The organism is Brevibacillus sp. WF146, assembly GCF_001673705.2.
GTDB lineage: Bacteria > Bacillota > Bacilli > Brevibacillales > Brevibacillaceae > Brevibacillus > Brevibacillus thermoruber.
This window is the reverse complement of the sequence record NZ_CP109943.1, coordinates 3,242,794-3,259,427: the sequence shown is the minus strand read 5'-3', so window position 1 is coordinate 3,259,427 and position 16,634 is coordinate 3,242,794. Positions and strand designations below refer to the sequence as shown.

Here is a 16,634-nt window from a genome sequence, read left to right as displayed (position 1 = left end):
GAGATGATCTATCTGGACCACGCCGCCACGACCCCTGTCCATCCGCGCGTGGCGGAAGCGATGCACCCCTATCTGACGAACGTATACGGCAATCCCTCCAGTCTGCACGGCTTTGGCCGGGAGGCGCGCATGGCCCTGGAGCAGGCGCGCGACCGGATCGCTCACATTCTCGGCGCCGAACCGCAGACGCTCGTCTTTACCAGCGGCGGGACGGAGGCGGACAACATGGCGATCATCGGGGGAGCGATGGCCCAGCGGGAGCGGGGGCGGCACGTCATCACGTCCAGCGTCGAGCACCACGCCGTCCTGCATGCCTGCGCACATCTGGAGCAGATGGGTTTTGAGGTGACGTACCTGCCGGTGGACGAGACGGGCATGGTCAGCCTGGAGGAGCTGAAACAGGCGGTCCGGCCGGATACCGTGCTGGTCTCGATCATGTACGGCAACAATGAAGTGGGCACGATCCAGCCGATTGAAGAGATCGGCCGGTTCCTCCGCGAACGGAACATCGTGTTTCACACCGACGCGGTGCAGGCATTCGGCGTGATGCCCCTCAGCGTCAGCGAACTGCCGGTGGACATGCTCTCCGTCTCCGCCCACAAGATCAACGGCCCGAAAGGCGTAGGGGCCCTGTACCTGGGGCGGAAGGTGCCGTTTCTGCCGCATCTGCACGGCGGTAACCAGGAGCGGAAGCGGCGGGCCGGCACGGAAAACCTGGCCGGCGTCGTCGGCTTTGCAGAGGCGGCGGAGATCGCTGCCAGGGAGATGGAGGAGCGCGTCGCCAAGTACCGGCAGATGCGCGAAGCCATGCTTGCCGTCTGGCGGGAGTCGGGCATCGCGTTTCACGTAAACGGCCACCCCGAACGGCATCTGCCGCACATCCTCAACGTCAGCTTTCCCGGCGTCCATACCGAGACCATGCTGATGAACCTGGATCTGGCCGGAATCGCCGCCGCCAGCGGCTCCGCCTGCACCTCGGGTTCGCTGGAGCTGTCCCACGTCCTGCAGGCGATGTGTCTGGACGATCCGGTGATGCGTTCGGCTGTTCGCTTCAGCTTCGGCATCACCAACACGGTGGAAGAGGTGAAGCAGGCGGCGCAGACGGCGGCGGACATCGTCAAACGGGTGGCGCGGTAGCCCCGCAGACGGCCGCAGGAGACCGCGGCCGAGACGACGGGCGTGCGCCGTTCCATTGTCGGAAACGCAACCAAAAACCAGCAAGCGCAAGAGAACGCTGCTGGTTTTTTTCATGCCAACACGGCGTGCAGGACGACCCGTTCGCTGTCGGCGCGGTTGTCAGATCCGGCAAAACGATTTTATAATCGAACAAGAGTTTCGGGGGAATCCCGCGGGATTCTCCCATCCGGGAGGCGTGTGCGGTGTCGCAGCAGACACTTTCCTTGTTTGCCGAACCTTACATACGCGGCTATGTCGCGCAAGAAATTTTTTACAATGAAGAAACATGGTACGGTGTCATCCGTCTAACAGTGGAGGAGACTACAGAACCGGTGAAGGATGCGGAGGTCGTGGTCGTCGGCAACTTCCCCCGGCCGCATCCGGAGGAGCTGTACACGTTTTACGGCGAGTGGAAGACGCATCCGAAGTTTGGGCAGCAGTACGCGGTCAAAAGGTATGAACGGGAGACGCCCAAGACCCGGGCAGGGGTGGAGCGCTATCTGGCCAGCGGGCTGTTTCAAGGCATCGGCAAAACCATGGCCAAACGCATCGTGGAACATCTGGGCACAGAAGCGCTCACGGTCATCGCCGAGCAGCCGGAGCGGCTCGTGGAGGTTCCGGGCATCTCGGAAACGCGCGCGAGGCAGATCTACGAGTCGGTGATGGAACACCGCTCCCTGGAGCGGGCGATGGTGTTTCTCTACGAGTTCGGCATCGGCGTCCAGTTGGCGCTGCGGATTTATCAGACGTACAAGCTGGAGACCATGACCGTGCTGACGGAACAGCCGTATCGGCTGATCGAGGATGTCCAGGGCATCGGGTTCAAACGGGCGGACGACATCGCCCGGGCCACGGGAATTGCCGCTTCCTCGGAGGAGAGGGTCAAGGCGGCAGCCCTGTACGTGCTGCAGGAAGCCTGCTACTCCGAGGGACACGTGTTTCTGCCGGCGGACGAACTGTGCGCCAAAACGCTCCGCCTGCTGGACGAGTGCGGGGGACACCGCTTTCAGCCGGAGGAGATCACGCTCGCCGTGGAATCGCTCTTTGTCGAGAGCAAAGTGGTTTGGGACGAAGACCGGGTCTATCTGCCCTCGCTGTTTTTCGCCGAAATCGGGCTGGCCAAGCGGCTGCGCTACTTTGCCGAGCGGGACGAGTTTGGCGCCTTTCCCGCTTCGGAGTTTTACCGGGCGCTGGGCGTGGTGGAAGAAGAGCTGGGCATCACGTACGCCCAGACGCAGCGGGATGCGATCGAGCAGGCGATCAAATCCGGCTTGATGCTCTTGACCGGCGGGCCCGGCACGGGGAAAACGACGGTGATTCGCGGGATCTGCCGCGTGTTTGCCCAACTGCACGGCATTTCGCTCGACCTGAAAACCTACGACGAAGAAAATCCCTTCCCCATCCTGCTGGTCGCCCCCACCGGCCGGGCGGCCAAACGCATGTCGGAGACGACCGGTCTGCCGGCGATGACCATTCACCGCCTCCTGGGCTGGAAAGGGGAGAGCTTTGAGCACGACGCGGAGCATCCGATCCGGGGCCGGCTGTTGATCGTCGACGAGATGTCGATGGTGGACGTCTGGCTGGCCAATCAACTGTTCCGCGCCGTGCCGGACGAGATGCAGGTGATTCTGGTCGGCGACCCGGATCAGCTTCCGTCGGTCGGTCCCGGCAACGTGCTGCAGGACATGATCCGCTCCGGTCTATTGCCGCGCGTGCAGCTCAGCGAGATTTACCGGCAGGCGCAGGAGTCCTCGATCATCCGGCTGGCTCACGACGTCCGCAAGGGAATGGTTCCGTCCGACCTGTTGGCCACGACCCCCGACCGGCGATTTTTCACAAGTTCGCCACAAGATGTGGCGGAAGCGGTGAAACAAATTTGCGCCGGAGCCGTAAAGAAAGGGTATACGGCCAAAGATGTACAAGTCCTCGCTCCCATGTACAAGGGGAATGCCGGGGTGAACCGGCTGAACGAAGAACTGCAGGAACTGTTCAACCCCAAGACCGAGCAGAAGCGGGAGGTGACGTTCGGCGACACCGTCTTCCGCACCGGGGACAAGGTGCTGCAGTTGGTCAACAACGCCGAGGAACAGGTGTTCAACGGCGACATGGGAGAGATCGTCGCCATTTTTTACCCGAATGAAAACGCAGAGAACACCGAGATGATGGTCGTTTCCTTTGACGGCCGGGAAGTGGTGTACAGGCGTTCGGAGTATCACCAGCTCACACTGGCCTACTGCTGCTCCGTGCACAAGTCGCAGGGCAGCGAGTTTCCCATCGTGGTCATGCCGTTTGTCCGAAGCTACCACCGCATGCTGCGGCGCAAGCTGGTGTATACGGGAATCACCCGCAGCAAGTCGTTTTTGATCATGTGCGGGGAGCCGGATGCGTTTCGCCTCGCGGTGGAAACCGACGAGGAAGGCGTGCGCTACAGCTACCTGGAAGAGCGATTGAAGCAAGGGTGAGCCTTGGAACAAGTTGTTCCGCATGGATCGTCCCGCTCCGCTTGATACTAAAGAAGCGGAAGGGGGATGTCCCGACATGCGCAAGGCATTGGATGTAATCGGCTTGCCGATCGTCTGCCTGGAAACGGGTGAGGAGCTCGGCACGGTCCGTGACATTCTCTGCGACTCCGCCTGGCGTGTAAGGGGAGTCTTGCTGAGCGAACAGGGCTGGTTCCACCCTGGCACCTGCATTCCTTCCGAACGCATCCACGCGGTAGGCGAATCCTGCCTTACCGTGACGGGCAAAGACGCCATCACCTCCCTTGACCGTCTCGCCGACCTGCCGCTTACCGGCATCCTGACGGGAAGGACAAAGCTGAAGGGGAAAACGGTCATCACCGCTTCCGGGGAACTCCTGGGCAGGCTGGAAGATGTTTACTTCTCTGCGGATTGGGAGAAACTTGTAGGGTACGAATTATCGAACGGTTGGCTTGCGGACATCACCGAAGGGCGCAAACGCCTGTCCGCGCCACCTTCCGTCATCGTCGGGGAAGAAAACCTGATCGTGCCGGACTGGGTTCGCAGCCAGGCGTGAAAGGGAGGAAAAGCGTGTGATGCGTGTCATATGCCCGAACTGCGGTTCCAAAGATATCGGCAAGATTGGAACCACGCAGTATTACTGCTGGAACTGCTTCATCGAGATGAGCGTCGACGGCGACCAGATCGCTTCCGTCTACCAGGTGGAAGAGGATGGCTCGCTGCATTCGCTCAACGACCTGTTTATCGAAGACCAGAATGTTTCCGCCCCGTTGAACATGTGAACAGACGGCCCATTACCCGAGGAGGTGTCATCGGCATGTCCGGACGCAATCTGATTGGCGTAATTGCCGCCAGCGGTCTGATCGCGGCGATCGGGTTTATGGTCGCGCCGCGGCGGCGCAGGCGGCGGTTTGGGTTTCGTTTCAACCGTTTGCCCGTTTCGCTGCGCAACGTGATGAACGTGATTAACATGAGCCGCACGCTGCTTCGTGCCGTCGCCCGTTAGCCGGTGTCACATGGCAAGCGGAAAGGTCCATGAAAACAGCCCGAACGGTCCACTGCCGTCCGGGCTCTTTTTTTGCGGCTACGATTGTTCGGCCATACGTTTTTGCTGTTGATTCTTCATGCGGCCGATCAGCAGGACGCCGACGACCACCGCCGTGATGATGATCCATTTCAGGATCGGGTACGCGGCGAAGAAACCGGCCAGCAGTTTCTCGCCCGTGATCATGCTGCCCGCGGTGTAGGCCAATACGGCGGCCCCGATGTAGATGACGGCGGGGAAACGATCCATCAGCTTCAACACCAGGGTGCTGCCCCACACCATGACCGGCACGCTGATCAACAGGCCGACCACGACGAGCAGGAAGCTGCCGTGCGCGGCCCCTGCGACCGCGATCACGTTGTCCAGTCCCATCACGGCGTCCGCGACGATGATCGTCCAGATCGCCGAGGCCAGGCTCGATCCCGCTTTCACCGTCTCATGCCCCTCGTCCTGCACCAACAGCTTCAGGGCGATCCAGATCAGCATTAATCCGCCGACGAGCAGCAGGCCCGGGATTTTCAGCAGCCAGACAACCGCCAGCGTAGCGGCGGCCCGAATCACGATCGCCCCGATCGTTCCCCAGACGATCGCCTTCTTCTGCTGATGGGCCGGCAGGTTGCGCGCGGCCATCCCGATTACGATTGCGTTGTCGCCCGCCAGCACCAGATCAATCACGATGATCGCCAACAGTCCAGACCAAAACGCGGGGGTAAACAACACGTCCATTTGTCTCTCCAACCTCCTTTATTGCGGACATTTCTCGTAAAGGCCGGCGTCCTCCTTCAGACAGACATTCGTTATGTAGTCTGCGTCAAGGGGAGGAAAACAAAACGACCTTTACCTCAACGGGTAAAGGTCATGTGAACAGAAAAAGACCCTTACCCATACACGGCAAAGGTCTTGCTTACAACATTACGTTGCCAACAAAGCCGGGGATTTCTCCCGTAATGACGACTTTGCTGTAACAAGCTACTCCCCTTTGGAGAATATCCGTTTGTACTCCCATCGTACACCGGTGCGGCACGCATGTCAATACCGTACATGTTTTTCCGCGTCTTGCACACGCTAAATCATACGAATCAGAGGGAGGAGGGGGCAGGGTGGAGGAACTTCGCCGCAGCCGCCTGTTTGCCGCGGCCGTCTGGGCGATTGTGCTGCTGGCCATCGGCAATCTGCTCTGGCTGCTGCGCCCTGTAGTCGCCAAAACGTTTCACTTGCTGTCGGAGATCGTGATGCCCTTTCTCGTCGGCCTGCTGATCGCCTACGTGCTGCATCCGATCGTGCAGGCGCTGGAAAACAGACGGGTGCCGCGCATGGTGGCCGTGCTGCTGATCTACGCGGCGTTCATGCTGATCATCTCCATCGGGATCGTCAATGCCATCCCGATCTTCGCCAGCCAGCTCGCGGAGCTGTCCGACGATCTGCCGCGCCTGACGGAGTGGTACCACACGTGGATGCGGGAGTGGGAAGCGCACAAGTACTTTTTGCCGGACAGCATCTCGCTGGGGGTGGACCGGGTGATTGTCCAGTCCCAGGAACGGATGTCCCATTCAATTACGCTTTTGGTCGACAACGCGCGCAACACGCTGGGCAAGCTGCTCGCCTACGCGGTGGTCCCGTTCATCGCCTTTTACCTGCTCAAGGACATGAAAGACCTGCACCGTACAGGCATGTCCATCGTCCCGGCGAAGTACCGCAAGCAGGTGCTGGCCGTCCTGCGCGACGTCAACGAGTCGCTCGGCAATTACATACACGGCCAGATGATCGTGGCGCTGATTGTGGGCGCCTGCGCGTACGTCGGCTACTGGCTGATCGGCATGCCGTATCCGTTCGTGCTGGCCACGTTTGTCAGCCTGACCAACGTCATCCCCTACATCGGACCGATCATCGGCGCCGCTCCCGCCCTGATCGTAGCCCTGACGATTTCCATGAAAATGACGCTCATGGTGCTGGCCGTCAACGCTGTCATCCAGGTACTGGAGGGAAACATTCTCTCGCCCAACATCGTCGGCCGCTCGCTTCATCTGCACCCGCTCCTGATCATCATGGCCCTGCTGGCCGGAGAGGCGGCGGGGGGCATCATCGGCCTGATCGTCGCCGTTCCGGTGCTGGCCGTCTGCAAAGTGGTGATCAGCCGGATCGCCCTGATGCTGCACGAAAGTTGACAGGCTTCGGCAAACAATTTTATAATACGGATAATGGAAAAGAGCATGGATCGATGAAGGAACGAGTACGCTGCAGCCCTTCTCCAGAGAGGACGCTCCAAAGGCTGGGAGAGCGGCCAGAAGAAGTGCAGCGGAAGGCTACTCCCAAGACCGGGCAAAAACCGGCGGCTTGACACCGTTACCCGTCCGCAAGCGAGCGACAGGCAGACGCATGTGATCAGGCTGCCTGTAAGCAGGGTGGTACCGCGAGACAAGTTCTCGTCCCTGAGGGGATGGGGACTTTTTTTTCGCGCAGGCCCGCCGCTCCGGCCGGAGGGAGCAGCCCTTTTTCGGATCATGTACGCGTTGTTTCACACTCATCTACGGGAGGATTTTTCCATGAAGAAACTGACTGGCAGCCAAATCCGCCAAATGTACCTCGATTTCTTCAAAAGCAAGGGACACCATGTGGAGCCGAGCGCGCCGCTGATTCCGCACGACGACCCGTCGCTGTTGTGGATCAACTGCGGGATGGCGCCGCTGAAAAAGTACTTTGACGGCCGCGTCGTGCCGGACAACCCGCGGATCACCAACTCGCAGAAATCGATTCGCACCAACGACATCGAAAACGTGGGACGCACGGCCCGTCACCACACCTTCTTCGAAATGCTGGGGAACTTCTCCATCGGCGACTACTTCAAGGAAGAGTCGATCACCTGGGCGTGGGAATTCCTCACCAGCCCGGAGTGGATCGGATTTGACCCGGAGCGCCTGTGGGTCACGATTCATCCCGAAGACGACGAGGCGTTCGAGATCTGGCACAAAAAAGTGGGCATTCCCGAAGAGCGGATCGTCCGTCTGGAAGCCAACTTCTGGGACATCGGCGAAGGCCCCTGCGGCCCCAACTCCGAGATTTTCTACGATCGCGGCGAGCGATTCGGCAACGACCCGAACGATCCGGAACTGTACCCGGGCGGCGAAAACGAGCGCTTCCTGGAAGTGTGGAACCTGGTCTTCTCGCAGTTTAACCACAACCCGGACGGCAGCTACACGCCGCTGCCGAAAAAGAACATCGACACCGGCATGGGGCTGGAGCGGATGGCGTCCATTATCCAGGAAGTGGACAACAACTTCGAAACGGACCTGCTGTTCCCGCTGATCGAGGCGACCAGCGCCATCTCCGGCGTCGCCTACAAGCAGGACCCGGACTTGGACGTGGCGCTGAAGGTGATCGCCGACCACGCCCGCACCGTCGTCTTCGCCATCAGCGACGGCGCGCTGCCGTCCAATGAAGGGCGCGGCTACGTGATTCGCCGCCTGCTGCGCCGCGCGGTGCGGATGGGCAAAAAGCTGGGCGTGGAGCAGCCGTTCCTCTACCGCCTGACGGAAACGGTCGGCAAGATGATGGGCGATTTCTACCCGGAAGTGGTGGAGAAGCGCGCCTTCATTGAAAAAGTGATCCGCGCCGAAGAGGAGCGCTTCCACGAAACGCTCAACGACGGCCTCGCCATTCTGGCCGAGATGGTGAAAGCGGCCAAGGCGGAAGGCAAGAGCCAACTGTCCGGCCAGGACGTCTTCAAAATGTACGACACCTACGGGTTCCCGGTGGACCTGACCGAAGACTTTGCCGGCGAACAAGGGCTGACGGTGGACCGCGAAGGGTTCGAGCGGGCGATGGAGGAACAGCGCGAGCGCGCCCGTGCCGCCCGTCAAGACGTGGACAGCATGCAGACGCAGGGCGGCCCGCTTGCCGATTTGACGGTTACGAGCGAATTTGTTGGGTATACTGAATTGGTAGCGAATGGAAAAGTGGAGGCGATTATCGCCGACAACCGGCTGGCTGACGAGGCGGAAGAAGGCCAGACCGTCCAGGTGGTCTTGAGCCGCACCCCGTTCTACGCGGAAAGCGGCGGTCAAATCAACGACGAGGGCCTGCTCGTCTCCGACTCCGTCAAGGCGCGCGTCACCGACGTGCAAAAAGGGCCGATGGGCCAACACGTCCACACCGTCGTCGTGGAAGCGGGAACGCTGCGCGTCGGCGACGAGGTCCGCGCCGAAGTAAACCGGAACGCCCGTCTCGACATCACCAAAAACCACACGGCCACACACCTGCTGCACCAGGCGCTCAAAGACGTGCTGGGCACGCACGTCAACCAGGCCGGTTCGCTGGTGGCGCCGGATCGCCTGCGGTTTGACTTTACCCATATCAGTGCCGTCACCCCGGAAGAGCTGGAGCGGATCGAAGCGATCGTCAACGAAAAAGTGTGGGCCAACCTGAACGTGGACATCTTCCACAAGTCCCTCGACGAAGCGAAGGCGATGGGAGCAATGGCGCTGTTCGGTGAAAAGTACGGCGAGATCGTCCGCGTGGTCAAAGTGGGTGACTACAGCCTGGAGCTGTGCGGCGGCTGCCACGTGTCCAATACGGCGGAAATCGGCCTGTTCAAGATCGTCAGCGAGAGCGGCATCGGGGCGGGCACGCGCCGGATCGAAGCAGTGACGGGACGCGGCGCCTACCAGTACCTCAACCAGCAGTTGAGCACGCTGAAAGAGGTGGCCCACGCGCTGAAGGCCCCGGTCCTGGCGGAAGCGCCGGCCCGTGTCGAAGCGCTCCAGCAGCAGTTGAAAGACGTGCAGCGCGAGAACGAATCGCTGCGCGCCAAACTGGGCAACATCGAAGCGGCTTCGCTGACCGACAAGCTGAAAGAGGTGGAGGGCGTCAAGGTGCTGGCTGCCCGCGTCTCCGCGACCGACATGGATAACCTGCGCGGCATGGTGGACGAGCTGAAAAACAAGCTGGGGTCGGCTGTCATCGTTCTCGGCGCAGTGGACGGCGAGAAGGTCAACCTGGTGGCCGGCGTGACCAAGGACCTGATGGACCAGGGCTTCCACGCGGGCAAACTGATCAAGGAAGTGGCGACCCGCTGCGGCGGAGGCGGCGGAGGCCGTCCCGACATGGCCCAGGCGGGCGGCAAGGACCCGGCCAAGCTGCAGGAAGCGCTGGAGCTGGTCTACGATCTGGTGAAAGGACAGGCGGTGGCGAAGTAACGCCGCCGTCTTTCCTCGCCATGTTTCGCCATCCAAGAAAAGTGCCCGATCGACAAGGAATCGGGCTGCTTGAGGCGAATACACTTGATAGGAAGAGCAAATGCGGAAGAGTCTCAGAGGAATCGAGGTGTTGATCGTGAGTTCGATGGATAATACCATGAAGTTCACGGTGCCCAAGGAAACAAATACGGTGGAAGTGCGGGAAACGCTGACAGAGGTCTACAAGGCCCTGCAGGAAAAAGGGTACAACCCGATCACGCAGATCGTCGGCTACCTGCTTTCCGGTGATCCGGCGTTCATTCCCCGCCACAACAATGCGCGCAGCCTGATCGGCAAAATTGAGCGGGACAGAATCATCGAAGAGCTGGTAACCGTCTACTTGTCGGAAGAACGCAGGTAGGTGCGTGCAGGCGATGGCACGGATTCTGGGATTGGATGTGGGCGAGAAGACCATCGGCGTGGCCGTCAGCGATGAGCTGGGCTGGACCGCCCAAGGGGTGGAGACGATCAGGCGCCAGTCAAAGGAAAAGGATCTCGCCCGCTTGGAAGAATGGATTGCGCATTACCAGGTCGGCGAAATTGTCGTGGGCCTGCCCAAAAATATGAACGGAACCATCGGACCGCGCGGGGAAAGCTGCCAGGCGTTTGCCCGTTTGCTCGAAGACCGGACGGGACTGCCCGTCCGTCTCTGGGACGAACGGCTGACCACCATGGCCGCCGAGCGGATGCTGATCGCAGCCGATGTCAGCCGGCAAAAACGCAAGAACGTGATTGACAAAATGGCGGCCACGTTAATCCTGCAGGGTTACTTGGACGCAAAATCGAGGTGACCGAGATGAGCGAGGAATTGTTTGAGGAGTTTGAAGTCGGGGATGTGATCGCGCTGACGGAAGAAGGCGACGAGAACCCGCGTGATTTCCGCATCATGTACATTTTTGACATCGAAGACCGCACGTATCTGGTGCTGGTTCCCGTCGATCAGGAAGAAGAAGAGGAGTACGAGGTTCACTTCCTGCGCTACGACGGCACCGACATGCTCCAGCCGATCGAGGACGACGCGGAGTGGGAACAGGTGGAGGCGACGTTCGAGACCCTGATTGCCGACCTGGAAAAAGAAGAGCTGTAAGACCAACGAGAGGGCGATGCGGCCCTCTCGTTTTTCTTGGCGTGGATTCACTCTCCGCCTGCGTGCCGCCTGATTACCGGGGGTAGCAGGCGGGAAACAAAAACGCCAGCGAAACGGCGATAATCAGCCAGCGGATGAGCCGGTTTCGATGTTCGCGCATCACGGCGTCCCTCCCTTTGCGAGCGGCACCGTAAACGAGAACGACTCGCCATAGCGTTCCTGGTGAATGCGGATGGCTTTGATGTCAGCCGATCGCGGCTCAAAGCGGTATTCCCCCACTCCGTGACGAGCAGCATTCGCTTCATGTCGACCCTCCCTGCACACACTTCCTATCCCCTATCATTTTCCATTTTATGACACGAATTCCTCCCGAAGTGCCCAAAAACTGCATGGGGCGCGCGCTGGTGACAGCGGGACAGGCCTTGGGTATAATGGAAAAGATGCAGGGACGAGCCCTCTTTGGGGTCCCGGGTGCCGCGTGTCGAAATCAATGGGTCGGCAGAGAGGCACCGCGAAAAAAGGAGGACTCTGTCGTGAATCTACTGTCACTGAAACAAGATCGCAGCGCCGAATGGCCGCCGCCGCAGCGGCGCAGGCGGGGCCGCTTTTTTCGGTTGGGGGTCGCGCTGTTCTGTCTGCTGATCGCGGCGGGAGGAGCGGCATGTTACGTCTATCAAGGGCTGCAGCCGCCGAATGGCGAGCACACCGTCAAAAAGGTAAGCATTCCGTCCGGTTCGTCGGTGCGGGAGATCGGCCGTCTGCTGGAAGAGCAGGGGCTGATTCGCAGCGCCGACCTGTTTGCCTACTATGCCATGTACCAGGGGATCGGCTCCCGCCTGCAGGCCGGGACCTACCAGTTCCAGACGGGCGCCACCGTCGATGAGATCCTGCAAACCATGGCGGAGGGCAAGACCGTGGTGGACACCGTGCGCTTCACCGTGCCGGAGGGCTGGAACGTGGAGCAGATCGCCGATCATTTGGCGCAAAAAGGGCTGGCCGACAAAGCGGCATTTTTGCGGGAAGTCAATCAGGGGAGCTTTCCGGGGTTTCCGTTTGTCGCGGCCATTCCGAAAACGGAAGGGCGCAAATACCGCTTGGAGGGCTACCTGTTTCCCGAGACGTACGAAGTGAAAAAGGGGGCCAGCGCGCACGAGATCATCGCGAAGATGCTCGCCCAGTTCCAAAAGGAATGGCAGCCGGAGTGGACGGAAACGCTGAAACAGCGGGGCATGACGATGGACGAGGCGGTCCGCCTGGCGTCCATTGTGGAGCGGGAGGTCGTGGTGGACAAGGAGCGGCCGATCGTGGCCGGCGTCTACTACAACCGCCTGCGCGAAGGGTGGCTCCTGCAGGCGGATGCCACCGTCCAGTTTGTCCTCGGCAAGCAGCGCGACCGGCTGACGTACGACGATCTGAAGGTAAACAGTCCGTACAACACGTACATGCATCCGGGACTGCCGCCCGGGCCGATCGCCAACCCCGGCAGGGCGTCGCTGGCCGCTGCCGTCCATCCGGCCCAACACGATTATTTCTTTTACGTGACCAAAAAGGACGGTTCGTCCGAGCACTACTTCTCCCGCACGCTGGCGGAGCACGAGGCCAACGATGCGAAAAGCAGAGGGAACTGACGCGGTTTCCTCTGTTTTTTGCCCGCGGGTATGCTATAATGATGCGGTTGCTAGGTAAGGGGGCGTGATGTGATGATAACCAATCCGGCGATTGATGCTTATGTGACGGGGCTAATCCCGCCGCGTTCCCCGCTGCTGGCGCGATTGGAGCGGGAAGCGGCGGAAGAGGGCATTCCCATCGTCCAACTGCCGACAGCTCAGGTGATGCGGACGCTGCTCCAGCTTCACCGGCCGAAGTCGATTCTGGAAGTGGGGACCGCCATCGGCTATTCGACCATCTGGATGGCGGAGGCGGCACCGGAAGCCCGCATCGTCACGATGGACATCGACGAGCAGCGTCTGGAGCGGGCGCGTGCCAACATCGCGGAAGCCGGGTTGTCGGCGCGGATCGAGATCCTCGCCAGAGACGCCACGCTCGGTCTGCCGGACACGTACCGGTTCGACTGTCTGTTTATCGACGCCGCCAAAGGACAGTACCGCACGTTTCTCGATCTCTACCTGCCGCTGCTGCGCGAAGGGGGACTGGTGCTGTCCGACAACGTCCTGTTTCGCGGGCTGGTGGCGGCGCCGGAAGAAGCGGGGAAACGGCAGCGGCCGCTGGTGGACAAGCTGCGGCAGTTCAACGCCTACCTGGCGCAGCATCCCCAACTGGAAACCACGTTTGTTCCGGTGGGCGACGGCCTGGCCGTCAGCCTGAAGCGGACAGCCGATTGAGTGCACATCAGAGAACGGGCCCCGGCTGTAAGGCCAGGGAGCTGCAAGAGGAAGGAGACATGGAGCATGGGTCACCCCGTATTGATTGGGGTCGCCGGGGGCAGCGGCTCCGGCAAAACTACCGTGGCGCGCGAACTGTTTCGCCAGTTTCAAAACGACAGCGTCGCCATGATTGAGCAGGATTCGTACTACAAGGACCAGAGCCACCTCAGTCTGGAAGAGCGCTCGATGACCAACTACGACCACCCGTTTGCGTTTGACAATGATCTGCTGCTGTTTCACCTGCAGGAGCTGATGCAGCGCCGGCCGATCCAGAAGCCGATTTACGACTTCAAGGTGCACAACCGGAAGCGGGAAACGGTGCTGGTGGAGCCGAAAGACGTGATCATTCTGGAAGGCATGCTGATCCTGGAAGATCCCCGCATTCGCGACATGATGGACATCAAGGTGTTTGTGGACACCGACGCCGACGTGCGGATCGTCCGGCGGATCATGCGCGACATCGAAGAGCGCGGCCGTTCGCTCGAATCGGTGGTCAACCAGTACCTCAACGTCGTAAGGCCGATGCACCTGCAGTTTATCGAGCCGACCAAGCGGTACGCCGACGTGATCATCCCGGAAGGCGGCTACAACCGGGTGGCGCTCGATCTTCTGTCGACCAAGATCCGCAACATCCTGCTGGAGAAACAGCAGCTTTCCAACGCGTAGGGACGTCAGCCGAGCCCGGGACAAGAGGGCCGCTGTCTTGTAGGGCCGATTCCATGCCCCGGGCAGCGCGACCGGCTCGGGGACATCCCCATACAGGTGAATATCCGAAACCACACGCGAGTGCGCCGTCCGAAAGCGGCGCGCTTTTTTTCATGCCTGTGCGCATGTTGGGCCAGATCGGTTTTCCCGCCGCCCGTTCCGGCAATACTGGAAAAAAAAGGCGGGAGGTATGAGGCATGGACCTGGAACGCCGGGTGAAACGGCGCCACTTTCTCGTGCTGTTGTTCATGACGCTGGTGTGGGCCGGGCTGTTGGTCCGCCTCTGGTGGATTCAACTGTGGGCATCGCACCGCTTCTCCAGGCACGGTGTCGATTTGGTGAAAAATGCGGTTAAGCAGCGGCAGCAGAGCATCGTGCTGCACAGCGGCCGGGGCGACATCCTCGACCGAAACGGCTACCCCTTTACGGGGGAGGAACAGCTCGCCCTGCTCCTGTTCCCCCTGGCGCGGGGCAGCCTGCAGGAAAATGGCGGATGGAGACGGCTGGCGGAGATCGTGCGCGTGCCGGAAACGATGCTCGAAGACGTGATGACCAAAGCGAAAGCCCCGCTCATGCTGAGACAGACGGACGGCAGGCTGGTCCCCCTGAGCGAGCGGCAGGCGGATCAGGTAAACGCGCTGGGGATCCCCGGCGTCGTCGCCCTGAAAGTGACGGAGCGCTACCGCGCGGACGAGGTGGCCAAGCACGTGATCGGCTACATCCACCGCAATCCCGAACTGGTCCGCACGCTGTATCCGGACGAGTGGGCGGAAGGGAAGATGAACGCGGACAGCACGGTAGGGGCGTCCGGCTTGGAGCGCAGCTTCGACCGGTTTTTGCAGGGAGTGGAGCCGTCCGTGCTCTCCTACTACGTGGATGGCGAGGGAAAGCCGCTCAAGGGGCTGGACATCCGCTACACGCGGCAGGAGAACCAGTACTACCCGCTGTCTCTCGTCACCACGCTGGACGCCGACCTGCAGCGGCGCCTGGAGCGGGTGGCGGACAGCGCCGGCCTGCGGGAAGGGGCGATCGTCGTGCTGGACGCGACCCATGCAGACGTCCTGGCGATGGTCAGCCGCCCGCAGTACGACCAGACGAAAGTGGACGTGCAGCAGGGGGCGTGGCGAAACCGCGCCGTCAAGCAAATCACCCCCGGTTCCGTCTTCAAGACGGTCGTGGCCGCGGCCGCCCTGGCGGAGGGGCTGGTTTCCCCCACCGAGCGGTTCGTCTGCCGCGGCGATTACGGCAAATACGGCTTTTCCTGCTGGAAGCGGGACGGTCACGGCGCGCTGACGATGGAGGAGGCGTTTGCCCAGTCCTGCAACATCACCTTTGCCGAAATCGCCAAACGGATCGGCGGGGACAAGCTGGAGGCGTATGCCCGCCGTCTGGGCTTGTCCTCTCCGGTGGGATACGTCACGCCGCACCTGTTCAAATTGGACGGCTTCCGGCAGGTGGACGGCGAGGAGCAGGGACGGGTGTTCGCCGAGCAGGTTTCCCGCCAGGATGAAGGCGTCTTGATCCAGACGGCGATCGGCCAGCGGGACGTTCGCGTCACGCCAATGCAGGCCGCCAATCTGATGGTGACCATCCTGCGCGGGGGGCAGCCCGGCCAGGTGCGGTTGGTGAGCGAGATCGCGTATCGAAACGGCCAGACGTTTTTCCGTTTTCCGGAACACCGGCTGCCGGAGTCGGGGATCGACTATGTGACGGCCAAAAAAATGAGGCGCCTGCTGCGCCTCGTCGTAACCGAAGGAACCGGCCGGATGCTGCTGCAGGCGCCGTGGCCGGTCGCGGGCAAAAGCGGCACCGCGCAGACGGGGGCCGGCGACGGCAGCAACCACCTCTGGTTTGTCGGCTACACGCCGGTCGACACCCCCCGGTACGCCATTGCCGTCGTGGCGGCACACCAGCCGGCCGGGGAGACAACCCGGGCTATGGAGATTTTCCGCCGCGCTGTCGAAGCGATTGCCGAGTGGCCAGGTCAATCTTCCCCACTTCGCGCAGGGAGTTCTCCAGAATAAAGGCGCGAGCCTGCACCTTGTCTTGTCTGTTGAGACCGACAATCAGCATGATCGGCGAAGAGGACATGTAGAGGGACTGACTCGCCTTCGCCCAAATCGTGCGGCGGTCTCCCTTGCTGGGCGACAGCCTTTTGATCGTGTGGCTGTGCCAATCCCCGATGTACTGCCAGCGCTGCCGTCGGCTCAATTTGCGCACCAGCCTGCGCAGGTGGTCGTCGTCAAACAGGATGGCGTTGGGATGGCGAACGGCATTGGGACCGGGGCCGCTGGCGTAGGTAACCAGCCACTCTTCATCATTCAACGAGTATCCCATCAATACCCCTCCCGTCTCCAGGGAGGGGTTTTTTCTGACGGATTGTTCGATCTGCTTCCACGCCTTGGGCGTGATATACAACGAGGTCATGGCCTTGTCTACCTCCTTGACTCAACCTCCACAGGGCTGCCTTTTATCCTATGCAGCGGCGCGCCAAAGTGATCCGTGACGTTTGTCGTGCGACAATTG

General features: G+C 61.1%; 17 protein-coding genes. 14 read left to right on the top strand and 3 right to left on the bottom strand.

Features of this window, described 5'->3' with window-relative positions:
• Positions 1-3: 3 nt before the first annotated feature.
• The 5 genes from A6764_RS16235 (at position 4) to A6764_RS16215 (ending at position 4,662) form a co-directional block, all read left to right on the top strand.
• Complete coding sequence (locus A6764_RS16235) at positions 4-1,137, top strand: cysteine desulfurase family protein (protein ID WP_029097423.1); 1,134 nt, start codon at positions 4-6, stop codon at positions 1,135-1,137.
• Positions 1,138-1,379: 242 nt separating this feature from the next.
• Positions 1,380-3,638 carry an SF1B family DNA helicase RecD2 gene (locus tag A6764_RS16230; protein ID WP_029097422.1) on the top strand — a complete coding sequence of 753 codons (2,259 nt, stop codon included), beginning with the start codon at positions 1,380-1,382 and terminating at the stop codon, positions 3,636-3,638.
• A 76-nt stretch (positions 3,639-3,714) separates the two neighbouring features.
• Complete coding sequence (locus A6764_RS16225) at positions 3,715-4,212, top strand: PRC-barrel domain-containing protein (RefSeq protein WP_029097421.1); 498 nt, start codon at positions 3,715-3,717, stop codon at positions 4,210-4,212.
• Positions 4,213-4,231: 19 nt separating this feature from the next.
• Positions 4,232-4,438, top strand: coding sequence for a hypothetical protein (locus A6764_RS16220; protein WP_029097420.1), 207 nt, complete (start codon positions 4,232-4,234; stop codon positions 4,436-4,438).
• A 35-nt stretch (positions 4,439-4,473) separates the two neighbouring features.
• Positions 4,474-4,662, top strand: coding sequence for a hypothetical protein (locus A6764_RS16215; RefSeq protein ID WP_029097419.1), 189 nt, complete (start codon positions 4,474-4,476; stop codon positions 4,660-4,662).
• A gap of 78 nt (positions 4,663-4,740) precedes the next feature.
• Here A6764_RS16215 and A6764_RS16210 read toward each other — a convergent pair whose 3' ends face one another.
• On the bottom strand, positions 4,741-5,427 hold the full coding sequence (locus tag A6764_RS16210) for a TerC family protein (RefSeq protein ID WP_029097418.1): 687 nt from the start codon (positions 5,425-5,427) through the stop codon (positions 4,741-4,743).
• Positions 5,428-5,801: 374 nt separating this feature from the next.
• Between A6764_RS16210 and A6764_RS16205 the strand changes: the two genes are divergently transcribed.
• The 5 genes from A6764_RS16205 to A6764_RS16185 all read left to right on the top strand — a co-directional run bounded on the left by A6764_RS16205 (position 5,802) and on the right by A6764_RS16185 (position 11,019).
• Positions 5,802-6,866 (top strand): AI-2E family transporter, encoded by a 1,065-nt coding sequence (locus tag A6764_RS16205; RefSeq protein WP_065068158.1) that lies wholly within the window; start codon positions 5,802-5,804, stop codon positions 6,864-6,866.
• 378 nt (positions 6,867-7,244) lie between these two features.
• A complete protein-coding gene (gene alaS / locus A6764_RS16200; protein WP_029097416.1) occupies positions 7,245-9,893 on the top strand; it encodes an alanine--tRNA ligase in 2,649 nt (882 codons plus the stop codon).
• A 136-nt stretch (positions 9,894-10,029) separates the two neighbouring features.
• Positions 10,030-10,293 carry an IreB family regulatory phosphoprotein gene (locus tag A6764_RS16195; protein ID WP_083989921.1) on the top strand — a complete coding sequence of 88 codons (264 nt, stop codon included), beginning with the start codon at positions 10,030-10,032 and terminating at the stop codon, positions 10,291-10,293.
• A 13-nt stretch (positions 10,294-10,306) separates the two neighbouring features.
• Entirely contained in the window at positions 10,307-10,723 is a 417-nt protein-coding gene (gene ruvX / locus A6764_RS16190; RefSeq protein ID WP_029097414.1) for a Holliday junction resolvase RuvX, read from the top strand.
• Positions 10,724-10,728: 5 nt separating this feature from the next.
• A complete protein-coding gene (locus tag A6764_RS16185) occupies positions 10,729-11,019 on the top strand; it encodes a DUF1292 domain-containing protein (protein WP_029097413.1) in 291 nt (96 codons plus the stop codon).
• Positions 11,020-11,178: 159 nt separating this feature from the next.
• Here A6764_RS16185 and A6764_RS16180 read toward each other — a convergent pair whose 3' ends face one another.
• The gene (locus tag A6764_RS16180) at positions 11,179-11,343 is read right to left on the bottom strand and encodes a hypothetical protein (RefSeq protein ID WP_176703369.1); all 165 of its coding nucleotides are present in this window, start codon (positions 11,341-11,343) and stop codon (positions 11,179-11,181) included.
• 209 nt (positions 11,344-11,552) lie between these two features.
• On the opposite strand from A6764_RS16180, the gene mltG reads away from it, so the two are divergent.
• From mltG to A6764_RS16160, 4 genes are all read left to right on the top strand, one after another.
• Positions 11,553-12,647, top strand: coding sequence for an endolytic transglycosylase MltG (gene mltG / locus A6764_RS16175; protein ID WP_065068160.1), 1,095 nt, complete (start codon positions 11,553-11,555; stop codon positions 12,645-12,647).
• Between the two features lie 72 nt (positions 12,648-12,719).
• Positions 12,720-13,361: an O-methyltransferase gene (locus A6764_RS16170; RefSeq protein ID WP_044897562.1), complete on the top strand. Its 642-nt coding sequence runs from the start codon at positions 12,720-12,722 to the stop codon at positions 13,359-13,361.
• Between the two features lie 6 nt (positions 13,362-13,367).
• A complete protein-coding gene (gene udk, locus A6764_RS16165; protein ID WP_255309783.1) occupies positions 13,368-14,069 on the top strand; it encodes a uridine kinase in 702 nt (233 codons plus the stop codon).
• A 236-nt stretch (positions 14,070-14,305) separates the two neighbouring features.
• On the top strand, positions 14,306-16,132 hold the full coding sequence (locus A6764_RS16160; protein ID WP_029097408.1) for a peptidoglycan D,D-transpeptidase FtsI family protein: 1,827 nt from the start codon (positions 14,306-14,308) through the stop codon (positions 16,130-16,132).
• On the opposite strand, the gene A6764_RS16155 is transcribed toward A6764_RS16160, so the two are convergent.
• Complete coding sequence (locus A6764_RS16155; RefSeq protein WP_029097407.1) at positions 16,044-16,535, bottom strand: Mov34/MPN/PAD-1 family protein; 492 nt, start codon at positions 16,533-16,535, stop codon at positions 16,044-16,046. The genes A6764_RS16160 and A6764_RS16155 overlap by 89 nt on opposite strands.
• Positions 16,536-16,634: the final 99 nt, after the last annotated feature.